We start from the raw sequence: 20,046 nt of genomic DNA on the forward strand, positions 1-20,046 counted from the left end.
CTCGACCATGAACCCGATCGTGCAGAAGAGCGGTCTGTCAGTCGTCGGCCTGCTGGTCGCCGGCGGTTGCGCCCTCGGCCCCGCCGTCGCCGCGCAGGCGGCCCCCGCGCAGGTCGCCCCGGCCTCGTCGAGCCAGTCCAACCGGAGCGCGGAGCGCATTCTCGACGTCGACTACCAGGCCCAGCCGAACTTCTTCTACTGCGGCCCCGCCGCGACCCGGATCGCGCTCTCCGCGCAGGGCAAGGCGCTGTCCCAGGACGAGGTGGCCAAGCGGCTCGGCACCACGGAGGCGGGCACACCGTCGGCCCTGGACACCACCCGCGTGCTCAACGAGCTGACCGGCGGTCGCTATCGGACCACCGAGATCCGTGATTCGGTGGCCCGACCCGACCAGGTCGAGCAGCTGCGCCGGGACGTCCTGGCCGCGATCGACGCCGGCCGGCCGGTGGTGGCCAACATCAAGGGCACGACCGTGGACACCGACGGCAACCCGCACTCGTACGAGGGCGGCCACTACCTGACGCTCGTCGGCTACCGCGACGGCGGGGACGACATCCGCGTCGCCGACCCGGCCGACCCGGCGCTCGGCGAGTACTGGATGAGCCTGCCGAAGGTCGCCAACTGGATCGCCGAGCGCGGCTACTCCTCCTGATCCTGACGGTTCACCGGGCCGGTCTCTTCCTCGCGGAGAGGCCGGCCCTGTCGTCGCGCCTGCGGGCCGCCTGGTTCGCTCGCCGACGCGCCCGGGTGGCCCGAGTCGCCCGGGCGCGGTGCAGATGACGCCGGGGCGGTGGGGAGATGGCCGCCTCGCCGGCACCTGCCGCCCTGCGCACGATCCGGTTGGCGTCGTCGGGGTCGCATCCTGCCGCCCGGAGCAGGTCGCTGGCCGCGGTGCGCAGGGCGGTGACGAGGGCGTCGCCGAACGACCTGACCCCGACCGCGGATGCCCGTCCGGCCAGCTCGGCAGTCTCCTCGACCAGCTTCCGGGTGCACTGCGGGATCTCGCCGACCCGGCACTCCGTCCGCATCTCCGCCACCGCCCGTCCCAGCCGGGCGATCGCGTCCGCCAGCTCCGACGGGAGCGGTTCGTCGTACTGCAGGGCGGTCGTCGACCAGCGGGCCATGACGGTGCTGTCCAGCAGGAGCCGCTCCAGGTGCGACGCGCTGCGGGCGTACCTGTGGAACTGTTGGCGGCGGTGCCAGCGTGCCGGCGCGATGGTGACGACCTCCTCGGCCCCGCTCAGCGAGTCGTGCAGACGTCCCACGTCACCCTCGGTACCCCGCAGCCGCTCCAGGACGCGCTGCGACCGGTCGCCGTCGCGTTGCCGTACGGCCTGTGCCAGCTCGGCGAGCTGTTCGCAGAGAACGGCGAAGATCGGCGCGGCGGCGCGGTCCAGCACCCGAAGGGGATTGATCGGCAGCAGCAGCGCCACCACCACGAGACCTACCGCGCCGCCGACGAGCGCGTCGAAGATCCTCGGCAGCTCCAGGCCGCGCTGCATCGGGGCCAGCGTGGCGATCAGCACCGCCGTACCACCGGCCTGACCGACGAGCGCGCCGCCCCTGCCGGCCACCAGCAGCGCGCTGGCGATGGCCAGGGCGACCACCACACCCGTCTGCCACGGCCCGGAGCCGAGGAAGAAACGCAGCGTGTCACCGATGGTGATGCCGAGGCCCACGCCGAACAGCAGCTCGAAGGTACGGCGGGCGCGCTGACCGATGGCGGTCGCGATCGTACCGACGGCGGCGGCAGGGGCGAAGACGTGTGCGCCGGGGCCGAGGAAGTGCTGGGCGATCAGGGCGGCGAGCGTGGCGGCCAGCCCGGCCTGGATCGAGATGATCAGGGTGATCTCCCACTGCCGGGCACGGACCTGCCCGGCCTGCCCGCCGCGGTGGCGTACCCGCTGGACCGCCTGCCCGCTCCGCTCGGCGGCCTCGCCGAGCCGCGACCGGTCCCGGTCGGCTGGTGGGCGGTCGTCGGCCATGGCGGCGGTTACCCCGAGGACGTCCGACCAATCGTGCCCCTCCGTCCCGCGCGCACCAGAGGACACCGCCGGCACCAGCCGTCAGGGCGACCACCGACCACGGATCGCGCCGTCAAATCCATCGGCAACCATAGGTTTGCCCGACCGCTGCGGGGTACCAGGGGCCACACACCCACCGACCGCAACCGGTAAGGGGCCCAGATGAACAATCCACAGACCACCGGCGACGAGGATGTCGTCGACATCCTCATCGCCGACCACCGCGAGGTCGAGACCCTCTTCGTCGAATTGGAGACGCGCCAGGGCACGCCCGAGTACCGCCGCCAGCTCACCGACGTGGTAATCGCCGAGCTGGTCCGGCACGCGGTGGCCGAGGAGGCGTACGTCTATCCGACGGCGCGCAAGGCACTGCCCGACGGCGACCAGATCGCGGACCACGAGATCGACGAGCACGCCGACGCCGAACGGACGATGAAGGACCTGGAATCGGTCGACCCGTCCGACAGCCGCTTCGACGAACTTCTCGCCCATCTGACCAGCACCATCCGCCACCACGTGCAGGACGAGGAGAACGACCTCTTCCCCCGGCTGCGCGCCGCCACGGCTCGGGAGGAGCTGGTCGAGCTGGCCGGGAAGGTGACGGCGTTCAAGAAGATCGCGCCGACCCGGCCCCACCCGAGCGCGCCGGACCACCCCCCGGCGAACAAGCTGCTCGCCCCCGGCACCGGCATGATCGACCGGATGCGTGACGCACTGCGCGACCGGCCGACGTCGATGGACGAGCTACGCGAGAAGCAGCAGCGCTGACCGACGTACCGTCCGACAGGGACGATCCCGGGCCGCCGACACCTCGGCGGCCCGGGAGACTCCGGTTCGTCAGCGGACCTGGTCACCCTCACCGGTCCGCGCCTGCGCCTGGTCCACGCCCTTGTCGATCTGGTCGTCGTACTTGCCGCCAGTGCGCTTGTCGGCCATGTCGCCGGCCTTCTCCATGCCCTGGTCGACCTGCTTGTCGTGCTTGTCCGCGACGTCCTTGGCCTTGTCCATGAAGTCACCCACGGTGCTCCTCCTCCTCGGGTCGTTCCCATTCGCGTTCCCTGGGCCTGTCGGCGCAAACACCGACGGTCCGGACGGGGATGGTGAAGGCCCGGCCGATCGGCCCGCGCCGACGTACGATCCGCGCGGGCGGGACGCCCCGGACCGTCCGGAACGCGCCCGTCACTTCCGAGAGCGAGCCGAGCGTTGGCGCGATTCGGGTGTCGGCGCAGCGCCGGCCGGGTACCGACCTCGCCGAGATCGAGGAGGGCCGACATGACGGCAGACGAACCCGGGGCGGACGCCGCGCCGACAACCGGCACCGCGTCCACGACCGGCGCCGCGTCCACAACGGGCACCGCGTCCGCAACGGGCACCGCCGCGACGACCGGCGGCACCGGGCCGCGCCAGGCGTGGGCCACCCTGCCCTGGCTGGTCCGGACCGCGGTGCTGTGGAGCGCCTGCCTGGTGGTGATCATCGCCGGGCTCTACCTGCTGGGTCGGATCGCCGTCCTGCTGGCCCCGCTGGCCATCGCCCTGGCCGCCACCATCTTCCTCACCGCGCTGCTCGACCCGGTGCTGCTCCGGCTGCGTCGCCTGCGTCTGCCGGCGGCACCTGCCGCGCTGCTCACCGTCCTGCTGCTGCTCGGCATCCTGGTGGGGGTCGGCGCGCTGGTGTGGAACCTGACCGCCAGCCAGTTTGATCAGCTCAGTCAGGAGCTGACCCAGGGGCTGGACCGCAGCCGCGACTTCGTCACGTCCACCCTGCCGGTCAGCGACGCCCAACTCGACAAGCTGATCGACCAGGCTCGCGAGGGGCTCAGCGGCAGTTCGCCGGACCCGGTGTCGGGGGCCCGGACGGCCACCGAGGTGCTGGGTTCCGCGCTGCTCGCCCTGGTGCTGCTCTTCTTCCTGCTCAAGGACGGCCGGTCGATGTGGCACTGGGTGCTGTCCCGGATGACCGGTCCCAACCGGTCGGTGGTGGCCGAGGCCGGCCGGGGTGGCTGGCAGACGCTTGGCGCGTACAGCCGGGGGACCATGCTCATCGCCGCGATCGACGCGATAGGCATCGGTCTGGCCCTGGTGCTGCTGGGGGTGCCGCTGGCCCTGCCACTGGCGCTGATCACCTTCCTCGGCGGCTTCGTACCGATCATCGGGGCGACGGTGGCCGGCGCGGTGGCGGTGCTCGTGGCGCTGGCGGCCAACGGGCCGACGACGGCCCTGCTCACCCTCGCCGCTGTGGTCGCGGTGCAGCAGATCGAGGGCAACCTGTTGGAGCCGCTGGTCATGAAGCGCCAGGTGCGCCTGCACCCGGCCGTGATCCTGGTGGCGGTCACCGCCGGCACCCTGATCGCGGGCATCGCCGGCGCCTTCGTCAGCGTTCCGATCACCGCTGTCCTCTGGCGGGTCATCGACACCGTCCTGCGCCACCGCTCCACCCCGGACGCGCCGGCACTCTCATGAGCGGCGCGGCGCGGCTGTCGTCCGGGCGAGATGGGTGGTGAACCAGGTCCCGGCGTGTTCGGCGACCTGGTCGAGCGCGCCGGGCTCCTCGAAGAGGTGGGTGGCACCCGGCACCACCCACAGCTTGCCGACCTCCCCCAGCTCGGTGAGCGCCTGCTCGTTGAGCGTGATCACTTCCTCGTCGAGGCCGCCGACGAGGAGCAACGTCGGGGTACGCACCTGGGCCAGGGCGGCGCCGGCCAGGTCGGGTCGGCCGCCCCGGGAGACCACCGCGCCCACCCGGTCGGCCCGGGACGCGGCCGCGACCAGCGCGGCGGCGGCGCCGGTACTGGCACCGAAGAGACCGATCGGCACGTCACCTGCGGGGCGTTCGGCAGCCAACCAGTCGACGATCCCGGCCAGCCGGCTGGCCAACATCCCGATGTCGAACCGTAGTTCGGCGGTGCGGGTGTCCAGCTCGTCCTCGGCCGGGGTGAGCAGATCCACGAGCACTGTGGCGAGGCCCCGACCGGTCAGCGTCCGGGCCACCGCGACGTTGCGCGGGCTGTGCCGCGAGCTGCCGCTGCCGTGCGCGAACAGCACCACGCCGACGGGCCGTGCGGGCAGCATCAGATCGGCGGGAAGCTCGGCGCCCCGGACCGGAATGCTCACCGTGCTGCGCTCTTCGTCCATGCCGCACCTCCGCGTGCTCGCCTCTGGGCCCGCTTACCCCGCCCGCCGCGTCGCACGCGCGCCTGCGGCCCGCCGCATCGCGCGCGCACGCAGCCCGCGCCCGCCACGCCGCAGCGCCCGCAGGCCGCCGCGTCGCACGCGCACGCAGCCCGCCGCGTCGCACCACAGGGACGGCGTTTGCCGGGTGGGCCGCCGGGTACGCGACGACCGACCGCAGACCGTGTCGGCGCACCCGCGCCCCGACGGATCGCGAGGATCACCATGGCCAAGCAGCAGATCTCCCGGCAGCAGCAGATGGCCGAGCGCGCCCAGCGTGAACAGGACGCGGAGCGCAACCAGGACTTCGGGGACCAGGCCGCCTCGGCCCGGCTGCCCGACGATCCCAAGGCGGCCGCGCCGCGGGACGCCATCGGACGGCCCTCGACCGGCGAGCCGGTCTGACGTACGCGCGTGGCGGCCGGGGCGGGAACACTCCCGCCCCGGCCGTCACTGCTCGTGCTCGGGCAGCCGCAACAGCGGCGACCGACCCGGTGGCTGCTCCGGCGGCGGTCCCGAGGGTTCGGCCGGCGGCACCGGCACGGTCACCGGCTCGTCGCAGGTGACGCGCAGCATCTGGTCGTGGTGGCGTAGCTCCACGACGTCGTCCGGGCCACCGTGGCGCAGCGAGTACGTCGTCTGGTGCGGCCGGACGTCCACGCGCAGCGCCAGCCCGCGCCACTGGAGGGAGAACTCCAGGCGGGTGAGCCGGCTGGAGAGCCGGGGCGCGAACGACAGCTCGTCGTCGTGATCGCGCAGCCCGCCGAGCCCGCCGACCAGGGCGAGCCACGCGCCGGCCAGCGAGGCCATGTGCACGCCGTCGCGCGTGTTCTCGTTGAGGTCGTGCAGGTCCATCAGCGCGGCCTCGCGCAGGTAGATGTGCGCCAGGTCGGGATGGCCCACCTCGGCTGCCAGCACCGACTGGGTGCAGGCCGACAGCGACGAGTCGCGGACGGTCCGTCGTTCGTAGTAGAGGAAGTTGCGCACCTTCTGCTCGGGGGTGAACGCGTCCCCCCGCCAGTGCATGGCCAGGACCAGGTCGGCCTGCTTGACCACCTGTTTGCGGTACAGATCGAAGTACGGGTAGTGCAGCAGCAGCGGGTACTTCTCGGCGGGCGTGTGCGGGAAGTCCCACTCCTGCAGCCGGGTGAACCCCTCCACCTGCTGGTGCACGTCCAGCTCGTGGTCGTACGGCACGTGCATCGAGGTCGCCGCGTCCCGCCAGCTCGCCGCCTCCTCGTCGGTGACCCCGAGGTGGAACGCCTCGTCGCGGTAGCGCATCACGACCTCGGCGGCGGTGAGCAGGTTCCGCTGGGCCATCAGGTTGGTGTAGACGTTGTCGTTCTTCACCGCCGTGTACTCGTCGGGGCCGGTGACACCGTCGATGTGGAACTGGCCGTGCCGGTCGTGGTGCCCGATCGAGCGCCACAGCCGGGCGGTCTCCACCAGCAGCTCCAGCCCGATCTCCCGCTCCATGACGGTGTCCCCGGTGACCAGCACGTACCGGCGGACCGCGTCGGCGATGTCGGCGGCGATGTGGAACGCCGCGGTGCCGGCCGGCCAGTACCCGGAGGACTCCGGCCCCTCGATGGTCCGCCAGGGAAAGGCGGCGCCCTTGAAGCCGAGCGTCTCGGCCCGTTCCCGGGCCTGCTCCAGCGTGCTGTGCCGCCACTGCAACGCGCTGCGCACCGCGCTCGGCTGGGTGTACGTGAGCACCGGCAGGACGAACATCTCGGTGTCCCAGAAGGCGTGCCCGTCGTAGCCGGGACCGGTCAACCCCTTCGCCGAGATCGGCCGCTGCTCGGCTCGGGCACCGGCCTGGAGCACGTGGAACAGACCGAACCGTACGGCCTGCTGGATCTCCGGATCGCCCTCGACCAGCACGTCGGCCGCGTCCCAGAACCGGTCGAGATAGTTGCGCTGCTCCCGGTGCAGGCCGTCCCAGCCGTCCAGCCGGGCCCCGGCGAGCGCCGCGCCGACCTGGTCGCGGAGCGCGGGCAGCGAACGGCGGCTGGACCAGCTGTACGTCAGGTACTTGACCACCCGCAGCTTCTCGCCGGGCCGGAGCACGCAACCGATGGTGGTGCGTACCCAGTCCTCGTACCCCTCGGACTCGATTGTGGTGTGGTCCGGGCCGTGCACCTCGTGCTCCATGGCGGCGGCCACCCGCAGCCCGGAGACCTTGGTGCGGTGGATCAGCTGCCCGCCGTCCGGGGTGGTCAGCTCCTCCTCGGCCTGCAACGGCGATTCCAGCACGGCCGCTACCCGGGGGTCCTTGCTCTGCGCCGGGAGTGACTCGTTGGCGACCAGTTCGGACTGGACGATCAGCCGCAGCGGGCCGTCGACGGCCTCCACCTCGTAGCTGATCGCGGCGACCGACCGCTGGGTGAACGACACGAGCCGGGTGCTGCGGACCTTGACCTCTCGGCCGGCCGGCGAGCGCCAGTGCAGCTCCCGGTGCAGGGTGCCGGCCCGCATGTCGAGGACCCGCTCGTGCGACAGCAGCTCGCCGTAGCGGACGTCGAGCGGTTCGTCGTCGACGAGCAGCCGGATCAGCTTGCCGTTGGTGACGTTGACGATGGTCTGCCCGGACTCGGGGAACCCGTAGCCGGCCTCCGCGTACGGCAGCGGACGCAGCTCGTAGAACGAGTTGAGGTAGGTGCCGGGCAGGCCGTGCGGCTCGCCCTCGTCGAGGTTGCCGCGCAGACCTACGTGCCCGTTGGAGAGCGCGAAGACCGACTCCGACTGGGCGAGCACGTCCATGTCCAGGCGGGTCTCCCGGATGTGCCAGGGCTCGACGGGATAGGCCCGTTCCCGGATCACGCGAGACCCCGGTCGCCGGTTGGCGTCCGGCCAGCGGTGTCGCCGGCGGGACGTGGTGCCGGCGGGTCGGCGTCGCCCGCGTCGAGCAGGTCGGCGAGATCCTTCACCACGATGTCGGCGCCGTGTGCGAGCAGTTCGTCGGCCTGTCCCACCCGGTCCACACCGATCACGTACCCGAAACCGCCGGCCCGGCCGGCGGCCACCCCGGAGAGCGCGTCCTCGAAGACGGCCGCCTGGGCGGGGTCCACTCCGAGGATCCTGGCCCCGGCCAGGAAGGTGTCGGGCTGCGGCTTGCCACGCAGCTTCTGCTCGCGGGCCACAATCCCGTCGACCCGCGCCTCCAACAGGTCCTCCAGGCCGGCCGCGGCGACCACCTCGCGCCCGTTCGCGCTCGCGGTGACCACCGCCCGACGCAGCCCGGCGGCGGTCGCCGCCCGCAGATAGCGCACCGAACCCGGGTAGACCTCGACACCGGAGGTGCGCAGCTGTTGCAGCAGCAGGACGTTCTTGCGGTTGCCGACACCGTTGACGGTGTCGGTGTCCGGCGGGTCGTCGGGGCTGCCCTCGGGAAGCACGATGCCCCGGGAGGCGAGGAACGACCGGACGCCGTCGGCGCGGGGCCGGCCGTCGACGTAGCGGTTGTAGTCCGGGCCGGGGTCGAACGGCTGGAAGGGTTCTCCGGTCGTCGTGGCGCGCTGCCGCAGGAACTCGTCGAACGTCTTCGTCCAGGCGGCGTTGTGCACCCGGGCGGTCTGCGTCAGCACACCGTCCAGATCGAAGAGACAGGCGGTCACATGAGCAGGTAGGCCCAGCACGGTACGAATCTAACCACCCGGCCGGGCCCGCAAACCCGTTTTCGGCCGCCCGTGGCGTGGCTCAGTTCGGCCGTAACGTCCAGATCACCGTCAGTGCCGAGGTGGGCGTGCCGTCCTCGGTGGCGATCTCCACCTCGACGGCGAACTCGGGCCGCCGACCGGACTCCAGCTCGGCGATCACCTCCGGGGCGGGGCGCGCGAGCCGCGCGGTGGCCAGCACCGGCCCCCGGGCCACCTTGCGGTAGGCGATCTCGGCCCGGACGGCGAGCGGCACGCAACGGTCGAGCAGCTGCCCGAAGGCGGCCAGCACGACCGTGCCGGAGGCCGTCTCGCCGAGCGTGAACATCGCCCCGGCGTGCGGGCCGCCGATGTGGTTGTGGGTGGCCGGCGTGTCGGGAAGCCGGACGACGGCCCGCACCCCGCCGTCCGCCTCCGGTGCCACCTCGACGAATTCGATGCCGAGCGTCCGGGCGAACGGCACCGCTTCCAGGATGCCGGCCGCCACCTGGCGGGAGTCGATGGTCATAGCCCGACGTTACTTCTCGGTAACCAAGGGCGGCAACCAGGGTTTTCCCGGCAGTCGTTGGGGTCAGAGGTTGGCGATCGTCCGCAGGATCTCCGCGTAGAAGTTGCCGTCGATGCTACGGAAGAGCGAGAAGTCCTGACCCGGGTCACCGAAGAACGGCCGCAGCGTCCACGCCAACTGGGTGCCGACGAACCCGAAGAGCAGGATCCAGATGTAGAGCAGCGTCATGCTGGCCGGCCGCTGCGTCGGCTCGCCGCGCCGGGCCGGCGGGGTGGCCCACGGGCGTTGCGCCGCCGGGTAGCCGGGCGGCATCATGCCGGGCGGGAACGAGCCGGGGGCCGGTTGGCCGCCCCACTGGGCCGGGACGTGCGCCGGCGCCTGAGCCGCGGGCTGCGCGGTCGGCGTCGCGGCGGGCGTGGCACCGTTCGCGGCCGAACCCGCCACCGCGGCTCCCGCCGACACGGCGACCGGCTCGGCACCCGCATCGGCGGTCGAGGCCGCACCGGCGGGCACGCTGACCGGCACCGCACCGGCGGGCACCGCAGCCGGCACCGCCGGCGTCTGGGCGTTGACCTCACCCGCGGCCGCGGCCGTGGGGACCGCCGGGGCGAGCAGGCCGTGGTCGTTGAGCACCTGCATCCCGCCGGTCAGAAAGCGCAGCCCGACCAGTGCCGACAGCGTCAGGATGGCGACGTTGAGCAGCTTGAAGAAACCGTAGTCGGGCGCGGTGATCAGAAAGAACAGGCTGATCGGCGCGAACGCCACCGCGAGCATCGAGGTGACCGTGATCGCGACCATCACCAGCGCCAGCGACTGGCGCACCGACAGTCGGGCGCCGAACACCAGGTTGAACAGGTAGAGCGTGGGCAGGCAGATGGCCAGCGTGACCAGGAACAGCAGCGGCAGCTTCAGCGCGGACGTGAGCGCCATCAGCGGGCTGTGGAACGCCCCGAGCACCGCCCCGTAGCAGGCGAGCGCGATGGCGGAGCTGGCCAGCATCCGCCCGGTCAGCGCGTTGAGGTCGCCCTCGGCCACGATCTGCTGCCAGATGCCCTGCCGGTCGCGCAGGATGCGCTCGATGACGAGCGGACTGGGACGGTCACCCGACACGGGTGTTCCCCTCTCGGTGTGTCACATACTGGACTAGGTGGGCAGACGGTAGGACACCGGACGGACCTCCCGCCACCCCGCTACGGCGTGGCGTCACCGCCAACCCACGTCGATCCGGGCACCGCGCTCGTCGAAGAAGTGCAGCGCGTCCATCCGAACCGACACGGCGAGCGGATGACCGGCGGTGACCGCCGGGTAGGGCGCGAGCCGCACCGCCAACTCCGCCGGGCGGCGGTGGTGCCGGCCCGGGTCGGGAAGGACGCTGGTGCTGCGCGCGGCGCCGTTCGGCACGTCCTCGGCCTCCACCGGCTTGCCGGTGAGCCGCTGCATCACCGCACCGAACCGGCGCAGGCCCCGCTGGCCCACGGGCGGCGGGTCCAGTGGCGCACCCATCTCGTCCACCATGATCGCGGTCGCCCCGATGTCGAGGAACGCCAGCGACTCGTGCCCGTGGTGCTCCAGGTAGCGGATCCGGCCACGCAGGACGTCACCGGGGCTGTCCGGGGCGACCGGGGTGAGCGCCTCGGCACGCATCCCGACCACGATCCGCTCACCGTGGTAGTGCGCCACGGCGCGGCTGCGGATGTCGTTCCACGGCAGGTAGAGCGACTGCTCACCGAGGTTGAGCGTGACGTACCTGTCGAGGTGGACGTAGACCGACGCCTCCAGCAGGTTCATCCGGGGGCTGCCCAGGAAGGCGGCCACGTAGAGCGTCGCCGGACGGCCGTACACCTGGGTGGGTGTGCCCACGTCCTGGAGCACGCCGCGGCGCATGATGGCCACCCGGTCGGCCATGGTCAGCGCCTCGGCCTGATCGTGGGTGACGTAGACGGTGGTGACACCCAGCTCGCGGGTCAGCCCGGAGATCTCCGCGCGCAGCTCGGCGCGCAGCCCACTGTCCAGATTCGACAGGGGCTCGTCCATCAGGAACAGCCCCGGTCGTCGGACGATTGCGCGGCCCATGGCGACCCGCTGACGCTGGCCGCCGGAGAGCTGGCCCGGTTTGCGGGCGAGGACGTCATTGATGCCCAGGGCACTCGCCACGTCGGTGACCCGCTCACCGCGCGGCTCCGGTTCGATACCGGCAAGCCGCAACGGGAAGGCGATGTTGTCGCCAACTGTCATGTGCGGATAAAGCGCGAAATCCTGGAAGACCATCGCGATCTTGCGGTCGCGTGGCGGCAGGTCGTTCGCCAGTTCCCCGTCCAGCAGCACCGCGCCCTGTGTCGGATCCTCCAGACCGGCGATCATGCGCAGCACTGTGGACTTGCCGCAGCCGGAAGGCCCCAGCAACACCATGAACTCGCCGTCGTTCACATCCAGATTTATGCTGTCGACGGCCAACGTGCCGTCCTTGAAAACCTTGCTCACATCTTTGAGCGCGACGGTGCTCACCGTCACCTCCCCCAGGTCGTCGGCCGAACCCCCAGAAGACTGTGACCAGGATCATTCGTTTCGCACATCGGGTAAACGTCTCATGTTCGGCCCATGACACCGCTATTACGCGGCACGCGACGTCGTTGCGGTCAGCAGCCCGGCGACGGTTCGGGCTGCTCGCCGAGGAACACCTGGCGCACCACCCGTTCGGCCGCCTGCCCGTCGTTCAGCCGGCAGAACCGCCCCCGGAAGTGCTGGCGGGCCTTGTGCGCCGCGTCGGAGCGCACCGCGTCCGTGCGGAACAGGTCGAGCAGGTCGGTGAACGTGGCGGCCACCGCCCCCGGTGGCTCCGCGGTGACGTCGAAGTAGACACCCCGCGCCAGGCGGTACGCCTCCCAGTCCGGGGTGTAGAGCACGATGGGCCGGTCAAGCACCGCATAGTCGAACATCGCCGAGGAGTAGTCGGTGACCAGCACGTCGGCGACCAGATAGAGGTCCTCCACCCGCTGGTAGCCGCTCACGTCGCGCACCCGCTGGAAGTCCAGCGGCCGGCCGGGCCGGCGTTCCCGGTCGTGGAAGTAGTGGCTGCGCATCAGCAGCCGCCCCGAGTCACCGAGCGCGGCGACGAACCGGTCCGGGTCGAAGGGCGGCCGGTAGCCGGGCAGGTGCTCGCGGTGCGTCGGGGCGTACAGGACCACCTGCTCGTCGGGCCCGATGCCGAACTCGGCGCGTAGCCGGCGTACGTCGTCCGGACTGGCCGTGGCCAGCCGGTCGTTGCGCGGATAGCCCACCTCAAGCGTCGTGTAGGTGGCCGGGTAGGCCCGGTCCCACATCTGGGTGGAGAAGCTGTTGGCGCTGACGCTGTAGTCCCAGCGGTCCACCCGGCGCAGCAGGCCGGCGAAGTCCATCCGGCCCGCGCCGATCGGGTAACGCTGCTGGTCGAGCCCCATCACCTTGACCGGAGTGCCGTGGTGGGTCTGCACGTGCACCTGCTCCGGCCGCTTACGCACGAAGTCCGGGTAGTTGACGTTGTTGACCAACCACCGGGCCCGCGCGAGGACCCGGTAGTACGCCGGCGTGCCGGCGACGACGTACTCCACCCCGGCCGGTACGGCGTCCACCCGGTCGCGGCGCACGATCCACACGCCCCGCACCTCGGGGGCCAGCCGGCGGGCCGCCTCGTAGATCGCGGCCGGATTGCAGGAGTACCCGCGGTACCAGTAGGCCGCGTACACGGCGAGCGTCGGGTCCACCGGCCGGCGCAGCTCGGCCCGGTAGTACTCGCGCAGCAGCCCGTCGCGGGTCAGCCGCGCGCCGCGCCGGGCCACCGGCCCGACCCGACGGCGGGCGGTACGTGCCTGCCTCCGTGCCGTGTCGCGGGCCCGGCTGGCGGCCCGCAGCGCGCTGAACGTCCGCCACCGGCCGGTCGCCACCAGCCGGTGCTTGATTCCCTCGACGCCCTCCGGCACCGGGTACCCGCCGTCCGGCAGCCACCGCGCGTAGTCGGCGGTGATCTGCGCGAAGAACGCCGGCCGCAGTTCCGGGGCGATCCGTTGACCGTTCCCGAGCACGGTCAGGTAGTGCCAGATCATCCGTTCGAAGACCGCCGGGCGCAGCTCGTCCACCGCCGGCGACCAGGCGTCCATCAGATGGAAGACCCGGTGCCACTGCGGGAACACCTCGAAGTGCCGGTCCCCTCTGGTCTTCGTGATCGCGCCCGCCCGACGTTGCCGGTAGTTGACGCAGACCCGGTCCAGTACGCCGATCCGCTGCGCCGCCATCAGCACGGGGTAGCTGAACGAGACGTCCTCGTACCAGCCGTCCGAGAAGCGCAATCCCAGCTCGACCAGAAACTCCCGGCGGACCAGCCGGTTCCAGGCGGTGTGCAGCAGCCGCATCGCCTCCGGCCGGTCCCGCAGCCGGAAGGTAGCAACTGGGGGCGACTCCGGGAACACCTCGGCCATCGCGCTGCGGGTGGCGGTGTCGTTCCAGTGCGTCCGGACGTGGTCCACCAGCAGCACGTCCGGCCGGGTCGCGCGCAGCCGGTCGGCCACCTCCCGCAGGCAGTCCGGCACCAGCCAGTCGTCCCCGTCGATGAACCACACGTACTCGCCGACAGCCCGGTCCAGCCCGATGTTGCGGGCTGGACCGAGGCCGACGTTCTCCGACAGCCGGACCGACCGGACGCGCTGGTCGCGGGCCGCGTACTCGTCGATGATCTCGCCGCTGGCGTCGGGCGAGCAGTCGTCGACGGCGATCACCTCAAGGTCGGTCTCCGGCTGGCCGAGGATCGAGTCCAGGCACTCGCGCAGATATCCCTGCACCCGGAAGGCCGGCACCACGAAACTGATCAGGGTCATCCGGCCGTCCCTTCGTCAGCGCGGCGCGACACCTCCCGCGCCCACCGGCGCGGCCGACGCCCGCGCGCTACGGGCCGGCCGGACAAACCAGGCCAGGACGACGCTCGCCACGAAAACCACGAGAAGGTACGCACCGAGTGTAGCCATGCCGATACTCACGATGCCGGCAATCGCCGCGAGGGCCAGCAGCACCGAACGTCCGTCCCAGCCCAGGGTGGCGAGGTGCAGCGGCGGCGCCGTCTGCCGCTTCTCCAGTCGGGCCGTCAGGTCGTAGTGGTGCACGGCGAGCACGAAGACGTAGCCGAAGATCAGCCAGCCCGGCGCGTCGCCGACCACCCCGACGGCGATCGCGAACAGGTACTCGGCGGCCCGCAGCGCCGCCGGCACCAGCCAGTCCAGGGGGCCGTTGTGCGCGGCCCTGGCACCGAGGCCACCGGCCAGCAGCACCAGCAACGCCACCGGCACCGCCCACCGCAGTCCCGTCGGCGAGTCGTCCAGCAGGGCGGCGACCAGCAGCACCGCCGGGGCGAGCGCGGCGATCACCGCCAGGGTGAGCGGCCCCATCGGGCGGACCACCGGCAGCCGGCGGGTCAGCGGGCCGTCGTCGCGGTGCAGGGTCGCGTCGACCGTGTCCAGCACCGGCACCCGCATCCAGCGGGCCCGCAACGTGCGCAGGGCACCGGTGTACGCGAAAGCCAACCCACCCCAGACCAGCACCGCGATGAGGCTGACCAGCGGGTTGAACAGCGCCACGGTCAGCGCGATCAGCGCCCACCGCTCACCGATCGGGAACACCACGGTCCGCTTCAGCCAGTACGACAGCGAGCCGGTGTCCGCCTGCACCCGCGTCGACGCGGCGTTCAGCCGGTCGCCGATGCCGCCGCTGGCACCCGCCGCCGTCCGGGGCCGGCGTGCCGCCTCGTCGTGCAGTACCCCGTACCAGGTGTCGGTCATGTGCCGGACGGTCTGCAACGTCATCGCGGCGATGGCGAGGGCCCAGCCGTTGCCCAGCCCGGCGTGACTGACTCCGAAGCCCAGACCGGCGTAGACCAGGTACTCCTTCGCCCGGTCGGCCATCGTGTCCAACCAGCCGCCCCACGCGCTGAAGTGCCGGGTGTAGCGGGCCAACTGGCCGTCCACGCAGTCGAGCACGAAGCCGAGGTAGAGCAGCACCGCGCCGCCCACCAGCGCGGGCCGCCCGCCGACTCCGAACAGCACGGCGGCTGCCAGCGCGAACAGCACCGAGATCACCGTGACCCCGGTCGGGGTGAGCCGCAGCCGGGCGGCGAGCCGCACGACGTACGGCGACCAGGTGCTGACGAAGTACGTGGAGAAGAAGTCGTCCTTCTCCTTCACCGACAGCCGCAGCTCGGCGCGGTCCTCGTCGACAGCCGTCACCGCCGCCTCGGCGGCGACCAACCCGGCCGAGTCCTCGACGCGGTGCGCCACGAGCAGGCGTACCCGCTGGGCGAAGATCAGGGTGCCGAGCGCCGCGAGACCCGCGACGAGCCGGTCCACGGCGGACCCGGGACCACCGGCGGCGGCCGAGCCCGCCGAGCCCACACCGCCGGCCACCGGCAGCGGCGACACGTCACCGGCCGGGCCGATCGGGGCGGCGACGGGCAGCATCTCGGACGCTGCGGCGCGGGCGGCGGCGGCGAGATTCGGCAGGTCGTCCACGCCGACCCGGAGCGCGCCACCGAACACGCCCGTGGCGTCGCCGTCGAGGGCATCCAGGGGGCCGGCGTCGACGATCTGGCCGCGCTCCTCGCGCACGGCCGTCCGTCCGGGCACCGGCGGGTCGGTCAGCACCAGCGCCACTGTCGGTCCAACCGGACTGGTGGCGAGGTGCCTCAGCACTGCGGTGTGCGCCACCAGGTCGGTGCCACTGATCAGCAGTGGCCCGTCGGCGTCGTCGGCAAGCGCGGCCAGTTCGTCGAGGGTGGCGGCGAAGCGCACCTCGGTCGCCCCGGCCCGGCGCAGCTGGACGGCGAGCCGGTCGGCCAGCGGCTCGCCGGACGCGGTGGTCAGGCCCGCCGCGGGCGTCCCGGCTGCGAGCACGATCGCGAGCGTCACCGCGGAACCGCGGCGTTGTACGCGTCGAGCGCCTCGGCGATGGTGCCGTCGAGCGTCAACCGGCCCGCGTCGAGGTACAACCCCCGACGGCAGAACCGGGTCAGGTCCTTTTCGTTGTGTGACACCAGCACCAGCGTGCGCCCCTCTCCGAGCAGACGATCAATCGTCGCGTAACACTTCTCGCGGAACTCCGCGTCCCCGACCGCGGTCACCTCGTCCATCAGCAGGATCGGGTGCGGCAGGCGCGAGATGATCGCGAAGCCGAGCCGCACCTTCATCCCCGACGAGTAGTGCCGCACCGACGTGTCGATGGCCCGTTCCACCTGCTCACCCGCGAACTCGACGATCTCGTCGAAGTGCCGCTTCAGGTAGCCCGTCGACAGTCCGTGCAGCCCACCGACCAGGTGCAGATTCTCCCGCCCGGTCAGGTCGTTGGAGAAACCGGCGGACAACTCCAACAGCGGCGCCACCGCGCCGTGCACCCGGATGTCGCCCTCGTCGGGGATGAGCACCCCGGCGATCAACCGCAGCAGGGTGCTCTTACCGGTGCCGTTGCGGCCGATCACCCCGACGGTCTCGCCGGGCGCCACGGTGAACGACACGTCACGCAGCGGCCAGAACTGACCGGGCAGGGCGCCGCGCCCGCCCCGGTGGATGAACAGCTCGCGCAGCCGCAGTTGGCGGCGACGGTTGCGGACGAACCGGATGCCCAGACCGTCCGCCTCGATGATCGGCGCCGCCATCTCAGAGTTCCTTGAGCACAGCGGGTTCCAACCGGCGGAACGACCACCAGCCGGCGGCCAGCACCAGCAGGCTGCCGACGACAGTGGTGGTGAGCAGCCGAGCGTCCGGGAACTCGTCCGGGTACCAGATCGCGTGGTGCAGTTGGAAGATCCCGACCAGCGGGTTCAGCTCGTACACCACCTTCAGCCAGCCCGGCAGGTTGGACTCCCGGACCAGGCTGAACGGATAGATGATCGGCGTGGCGTAGAACAGCACCCGGATGATCAGTCGCAGGAACCGCTCCACGTCGCGCATCAGCACGTTCCACGCGGACAGCAGCAGGGCCAGCCCGGTCAGCAGCACCGCCTGCACCGCCACCGCGAGCGGCAGGGCGAGCAGCGACCAGCCGGGATGGATCCGGCCGTGCGCCGCGTAGATCACCGCGATGGCGATCAGGATCGGCAGGCCGGCCGCGTACTCGGCGAACCGCCCGGTGACCCGGCCGATCGGGAAGACCTGCCGTGGCACGTTCATCGTGGTGATCAGCCGGGACTGGCCGGTCAGCGCGTTGGTGGCCTCGCTCAGCGCCGAACTGGTCCACATCCAGGCGAAGATCCCGGTGATCAGGAACAGCGGGTACGACCCGGCCGCCTCGCCGAGGTGCCGACCGGTGTCCCGGGAGTAGAGCACCCCGAAGACGAACCAGTAGATGGCGCCCATGCCGAGTGGCTCGATCAGCGACCAGAAGTAGCCCAGCACCGACTGCTGGTACTTGACCGCCAGGTCCCGTCGGACCAGGATGCGCAGCGAGTTGCGGTGCGACCACAGGGCCGCGACGCCAGAGGTCACCGCAGCCTCCCGCCTCCTGAAACGGACGCCAGGCTAGCAGTCGGTGAACGAATGCCCCGAATCTACGGGTTCAGCACTCGATCACGTTGACGGCCAGACCGCCACGCGCCGTCTCCTTGTACTTGACCTTCATGTCGGCGCCCGTCTCCCGCATGGTCTTGATGACCTTGTCCAGCGACACCTTGTGCACGCCGTCGCCGCGCAGGGCCAACCGGGCGGCCGTGATCGCCTTGATGCTAGCCACCGCGTTCCGCTCGATGCAGGGGATCTGCACCAGGCCACCCACCGGGTCACAGGTCAACCCGAGGTTGTGCTCCATCCCGATCTCGGCGGCGTTCTCGACCTGTTCGGGAGTGCCGCCGAGTGCCTCGGCCAGCCCCGCCGCCGCCATCGAGCAGGCCGAGCCGACCTCACCCTGACAGCCGACCTCCGCGCCGGAGATCGACGCGTTCTCCTTGAACAGCACGCCGATCGCACCGGCCGTCAGCAGGAACCGCACCACACCGTCGTCATCGGCGTCCGGAATGAACCGGGCGTAGTAGTGCAGCACCGCCGGGATGATCCCCGCCGCGCCGTTCGTCGGCGCGGTGACCACCCGGCCGCCCGCCGCGTTCTCCTCGTTGACCGCGAGCGCGAACAGCGTCACCCAGTCCATCGCGTGCAGCGGGTCGGCAGTCCCGGCGTCCGCCTCCAGGCCGCGCCGCAGCTCCGCCGCGCGCCGCCGAACCTTCAAACCCCCAGGGAGTACGCCGTCCCGCTCGCAGCCGCGCTGCACGCACTCCCGCATCACCCGCCAGATCTCCAGCAGGCCGGCCCGGATCTCCGCCTCGCTGCGCCACGAGCGCTCGTTGGCGAGCATCACCTCGCTGATCGACAGGCCGGTGCGGGTGGTGACCTCCAGTAGCTGCGCCCCGGTCAGGAACGGGTACCGCACCCGCGTCGTGTCCGGCTTGATGCGGTCCGCGCCCGCCGCCGCCTCGTCCACCACGAAGCCACCGCCGACGGAGTAGTAGCTGCGGGCCCTGATCTGCTCCCCGGCCGCGTCGAAGGCCACGAAGGTCATCCCGTTCGGGTGATACGGCAGCGACCGGCGACGGTGCAGCGTGAGGTCCCGGTCCGGGTCGAAGTCGATCTCGTGCGCGTCCAGCAGGCTGATCCGCCGCTCGGCGCGGATCCGTTCGACGCGCGGACCGACGGTGTCGGTATCGACCGTCTCCGGCGCCTCACCGGCCAGCCCCAGCAGCACCGCCCGGTCGCTGCCGTGCCCGTGGCCGGTCGCGCCCAGCGAACCGAACAGCTCGGCCTGCACCCGCGCCGTCTCGGTGAGCAGCCCGTCGGCCTTGAGCCCGAGCACGAACGTACGGGCGGCCCGCATCGGCCCCACCGTGTGCGAGCTGGACGGCCCGATGCCGACGCTGAAGAGGTCGAAAACACTGATCATGGCTGCGCTTCCTCGGCGTTTCCCGTCGTACGGGATCTGCCCGGTTCGTGGCCACCGGTCAGGCGGCCCCGCTCGTGGCCGCCCGGTCGGGGGGCCGTCGGTCACCCGGGGTATGGGTGCCCAACCAGCGAGCCTACCCGCCCACCCCCAGCCCCGACCCCGCCAGACCCTCGCGCCGATCTTGCATTTTCGGTCGTCGATACGGGTGGGTATGAACCTTCTGTCGCGACAGAAAGTGCAAGATCGCGGGGCGGTGTGGGAGGAGTTGGGGAGGGTTGGCCCGGGTAATGCACCTACGGGTCCACGGGTCGCCGATCCTCCTCGGGACCGAGGGCGGGATGGCCACTCCTTCGTACCGTGGATTGCAGACGCGGCGCACAGCCGCAGAGTGGGAGTACGACGATGAGTCGCAAACTGGTTCGGCCCCGCCAGGGGCGCATGCTCGCCGGTGTCTGCGCCGGCCTCGGTCAGCGGTTCGGCATGTCCGCCGGGATGGTCCGGTTGCTGTTCCTGCTGTCGCTGCTGCTGCCCGGCACCCAGGTGATCGTGTACCTGATCCTCTGGGTCCTCATGCCCAACGAGGACCGCTACCTCGCCTCCACCGGCCACTGACCCACCACGACAGCGCAGCCCGGAGGCCACCACGTCAAACGATGTGGTGGCCTCCCGGCCTCCCGGCCACGGCACGGCACGGCAAACCGGCATTCCGCTTCCAGATCTTGGACAGTTTCCGTCAGCTGCTGACGGAAACTGT

General features: G+C 71.6%; 18 protein-coding genes. 5 read left to right on the plus strand and 13 right to left on the minus strand.

All coding sequences use genetic code 11. The annotated features are described in order from the left end of the window. The first annotated feature begins 7 nt into the window (after positions 1 to 7). Positions 8 to 652 carry a C39 family peptidase gene (locus AB0B97_RS05765; protein ID WP_234590074.1) on the plus strand — a complete coding sequence of 215 codons (645 nt, stop codon included), beginning with the start codon at positions 8 to 10 and terminating at the stop codon, positions 650 to 652. Between the two features lie 10 nt (positions 653 to 662). Here AB0B97_RS05765 and AB0B97_RS05770 read toward each other — a convergent pair whose 3' ends face one another. Further along, a complete protein-coding gene (locus AB0B97_RS05770; RefSeq protein WP_357490975.1) occupies positions 663 to 1,985 on the minus strand; it encodes an FUSC family protein in 1,323 nt (440 codons plus the stop codon). A gap of 201 nt (positions 1,986 to 2,186) precedes the next feature. Here AB0B97_RS05770 and AB0B97_RS05775 point away from each other — a divergent pair, with 201 nt between their 5' ends. After that, positions 2,187 to 2,792 (plus strand): hemerythrin domain-containing protein, encoded by a 606-nt coding sequence (locus tag AB0B97_RS05775; protein WP_234590078.1) that lies wholly within the window; start codon positions 2,187 to 2,189, stop codon positions 2,790 to 2,792. Between the two features lie 69 nt (positions 2,793 to 2,861). Here the strand turns inward: AB0B97_RS05775 and AB0B97_RS05780 are convergent, their stop codons facing one another. Next, positions 2,862 to 3,044, minus strand: a complete 183-nt coding sequence (locus AB0B97_RS05780) for an antitoxin (RefSeq protein WP_007454882.1) — start codon at positions 3,042 to 3,044, stop codon at positions 2,862 to 2,864. A 252-nt stretch (positions 3,045 to 3,296) separates the two neighbouring features. Between AB0B97_RS05780 and AB0B97_RS05785 the strand changes: the two genes are divergently transcribed. Next, positions 3,297 to 4,484 (plus strand): AI-2E family transporter, encoded by a 1,188-nt coding sequence (locus AB0B97_RS05785; RefSeq protein ID WP_357490978.1) that lies wholly within the window; start codon positions 3,297 to 3,299, stop codon positions 4,482 to 4,484. Here AB0B97_RS05785 and AB0B97_RS05790 read toward each other — a convergent pair. Further along, on the minus strand, positions 4,479 to 5,156 hold the full coding sequence (locus AB0B97_RS05790; protein ID WP_357490980.1) for a dienelactone hydrolase family protein: 678 nt from the start codon (positions 5,154 to 5,156) through the stop codon (positions 4,479 to 4,481). The genes AB0B97_RS05785 and AB0B97_RS05790 overlap by 6 nt on opposite strands. A 261-nt stretch (positions 5,157 to 5,417) precedes the next feature. On the opposite strand from AB0B97_RS05790, the gene AB0B97_RS05795 reads away from it, so the two are divergent. Continuing rightward, complete coding sequence (locus AB0B97_RS05795; RefSeq protein ID WP_234591596.1) at positions 5,418 to 5,597, plus strand: hypothetical protein; 180 nt, start codon at positions 5,418 to 5,420, stop codon at positions 5,595 to 5,597. A gap of 45 nt (positions 5,598 to 5,642) precedes the next feature. On the opposite strand, the gene AB0B97_RS05800 is transcribed toward AB0B97_RS05795, so the two are convergent. The 10 genes from AB0B97_RS05800 to AB0B97_RS05845 all read right to left on the minus strand — a co-directional run bounded on the left by AB0B97_RS05800 (position 5,643) and on the right by AB0B97_RS05845 (position 19,292). Then, positions 5,643 to 8,015, minus strand: coding sequence for a glycosyl hydrolase family 65 protein (locus AB0B97_RS05800; RefSeq protein WP_357490982.1), 2,373 nt, complete (start codon positions 8,013 to 8,015; stop codon positions 5,643 to 5,645). Continuing rightward, positions 8,012 to 8,830, minus strand: coding sequence for a beta-phosphoglucomutase family hydrolase (locus tag AB0B97_RS05805; RefSeq protein ID WP_357490984.1), 819 nt, complete (start codon positions 8,828 to 8,830; stop codon positions 8,012 to 8,014). The genes AB0B97_RS05800 and AB0B97_RS05805 overlap by 4 nt, the downstream gene beginning before the upstream one ends. A gap of 61 nt (positions 8,831 to 8,891) precedes the next feature. Next, complete coding sequence (locus AB0B97_RS05810) at positions 8,892 to 9,356, minus strand: DUF4442 domain-containing protein (RefSeq protein WP_234591599.1); 465 nt, start codon at positions 9,354 to 9,356, stop codon at positions 8,892 to 8,894. Between the two features lie 63 nt (positions 9,357 to 9,419). Next, the gene (locus tag AB0B97_RS05815; RefSeq protein ID WP_357490987.1) at positions 9,420 to 10,466 is read right to left on the minus strand and encodes a hypothetical protein; all 1,047 of its coding nucleotides are present in this window, start codon (positions 10,464 to 10,466) and stop codon (positions 9,420 to 9,422) included. Positions 10,467 to 10,559: 93 nt separating this feature from the next. Continuing rightward, positions 10,560 to 11,861, minus strand: a complete 1,302-nt coding sequence (locus tag AB0B97_RS05820; RefSeq protein WP_357490989.1) for an ABC transporter ATP-binding protein — start codon at positions 11,859 to 11,861, stop codon at positions 10,560 to 10,562. 131 nt (positions 11,862 to 11,992) lie between these two features. Continuing rightward, positions 11,993 to 14,203, minus strand: a complete 2,211-nt coding sequence (locus AB0B97_RS05825) for a bifunctional glycosyltransferase family 2 protein/CDP-glycerol:glycerophosphate glycerophosphotransferase (protein ID WP_357490991.1) — start codon at positions 14,201 to 14,203, stop codon at positions 11,993 to 11,995. 15 nt (positions 14,204 to 14,218) lie between these two features. After that, complete coding sequence (locus AB0B97_RS05830; protein WP_357492042.1) at positions 14,219 to 16,234, minus strand: DUF5941 domain-containing protein; 2,016 nt, start codon at positions 16,232 to 16,234, stop codon at positions 14,219 to 14,221. Positions 16,235 to 16,275: 41 nt separating this feature from the next. After that, on the minus strand, positions 16,276 to 17,022 hold the full coding sequence (locus AB0B97_RS05835; RefSeq protein ID WP_357490993.1) for an ABC transporter ATP-binding protein: 747 nt from the start codon (positions 17,020 to 17,022) through the stop codon (positions 16,276 to 16,278). A gap of 1 nt (position 17,023) precedes the next feature. Beyond that, positions 17,024 to 17,851: an ABC transporter permease gene (locus AB0B97_RS05840; protein WP_357490995.1), complete on the minus strand. Its 828-nt coding sequence runs from the start codon at positions 17,849 to 17,851 to the stop codon at positions 17,024 to 17,026. 70 nt (positions 17,852 to 17,921) lie between these two features. Next, entirely contained in the window at positions 17,922 to 19,292 is a 1,371-nt protein-coding gene (locus tag AB0B97_RS05845) for an L-serine ammonia-lyase (RefSeq protein WP_357490997.1), read from the minus strand. Between the two features lie 402 nt (positions 19,293 to 19,694). On the opposite strand from AB0B97_RS05845, the gene AB0B97_RS05850 reads away from it, so the two are divergent. Continuing rightward, positions 19,695 to 19,904 carry a PspC domain-containing protein gene (locus AB0B97_RS05850; RefSeq protein ID WP_234589045.1) on the plus strand — a complete coding sequence of 70 codons (210 nt, stop codon included), beginning with the start codon at positions 19,695 to 19,697 and terminating at the stop codon, positions 19,902 to 19,904. Positions 19,905 to 20,046: the final 142 nt, after the last annotated feature.

This window comes from Micromonospora sp. NPDC049004 (assembly GCF_040649315.1).
Taxonomy (GTDB): Bacteria; Actinomycetota; Actinomycetes; order Mycobacteriales; family Micromonosporaceae; genus Micromonospora.

Bases quoted from the DNA above. Each gene is read 5' to 3' on its own strand.
- AB0B97_RS05785 (WP_357490978.1), top strand. From the start codon at position 3,297: ATGACGGCAGACGAACCCGGGGCGGACGCCGCGCCGACAACCGGCACC.
- AB0B97_RS05770 (WP_357490975.1), bottom strand. From the start codon at position 1,985: ATGGCCGACGACCGCCCACCAGCCGACCGGGACCGGTCGCGGCTCGGC.
- AB0B97_RS05810 (WP_234591599.1), bottom strand. From the start codon at position 9,356: ATGACCATCGACTCCCGCCAGGTGGCGGCCGGCATCCTGGAAGCGGTG.
- AB0B97_RS05790 (WP_357490980.1), bottom strand. From the start codon at position 5,156: ATGGACGAAGAGCGCAGCACGGTGAGCATTCCGGTCCGGGGCGCCGAG.
- AB0B97_RS05765 (WP_234590074.1), top strand. From the start codon at position 8: ATGAACCCGATCGTGCAGAAGAGCGGTCTGTCAGTCGTCGGCCTGCTG.
- AB0B97_RS05825 (WP_357490991.1), bottom strand. From the start codon at position 14,203: ATGACCCTGATCAGTTTCGTGGTGCCGGCCTTCCGGGTGCAGGGATAT.
- AB0B97_RS05850 (WP_234589045.1), top strand. From the start codon at position 19,695: ATGAGTCGCAAACTGGTTCGGCCCCGCCAGGGGCGCATGCTCGCCGGT.
- AB0B97_RS05845 (WP_357490997.1), bottom strand. From the start codon at position 19,292: ATGATCAGTGTTTTCGACCTCTTCAGCGTCGGCATCGGGCCGTCCAGC.
- AB0B97_RS05775 (WP_234590078.1), top strand. From the start codon at position 2,187: ATGAACAATCCACAGACCACCGGCGACGAGGATGTCGTCGACATCCTC.
- AB0B97_RS05835 (WP_357490993.1), bottom strand. From the start codon at position 17,022: ATGGCGGCGCCGATCATCGAGGCGGACGGTCTGGGCATCCGGTTCGTC.
- AB0B97_RS05795 (WP_234591596.1), top strand. From the start codon at position 5,418: ATGGCCAAGCAGCAGATCTCCCGGCAGCAGCAGATGGCCGAGCGCGCC.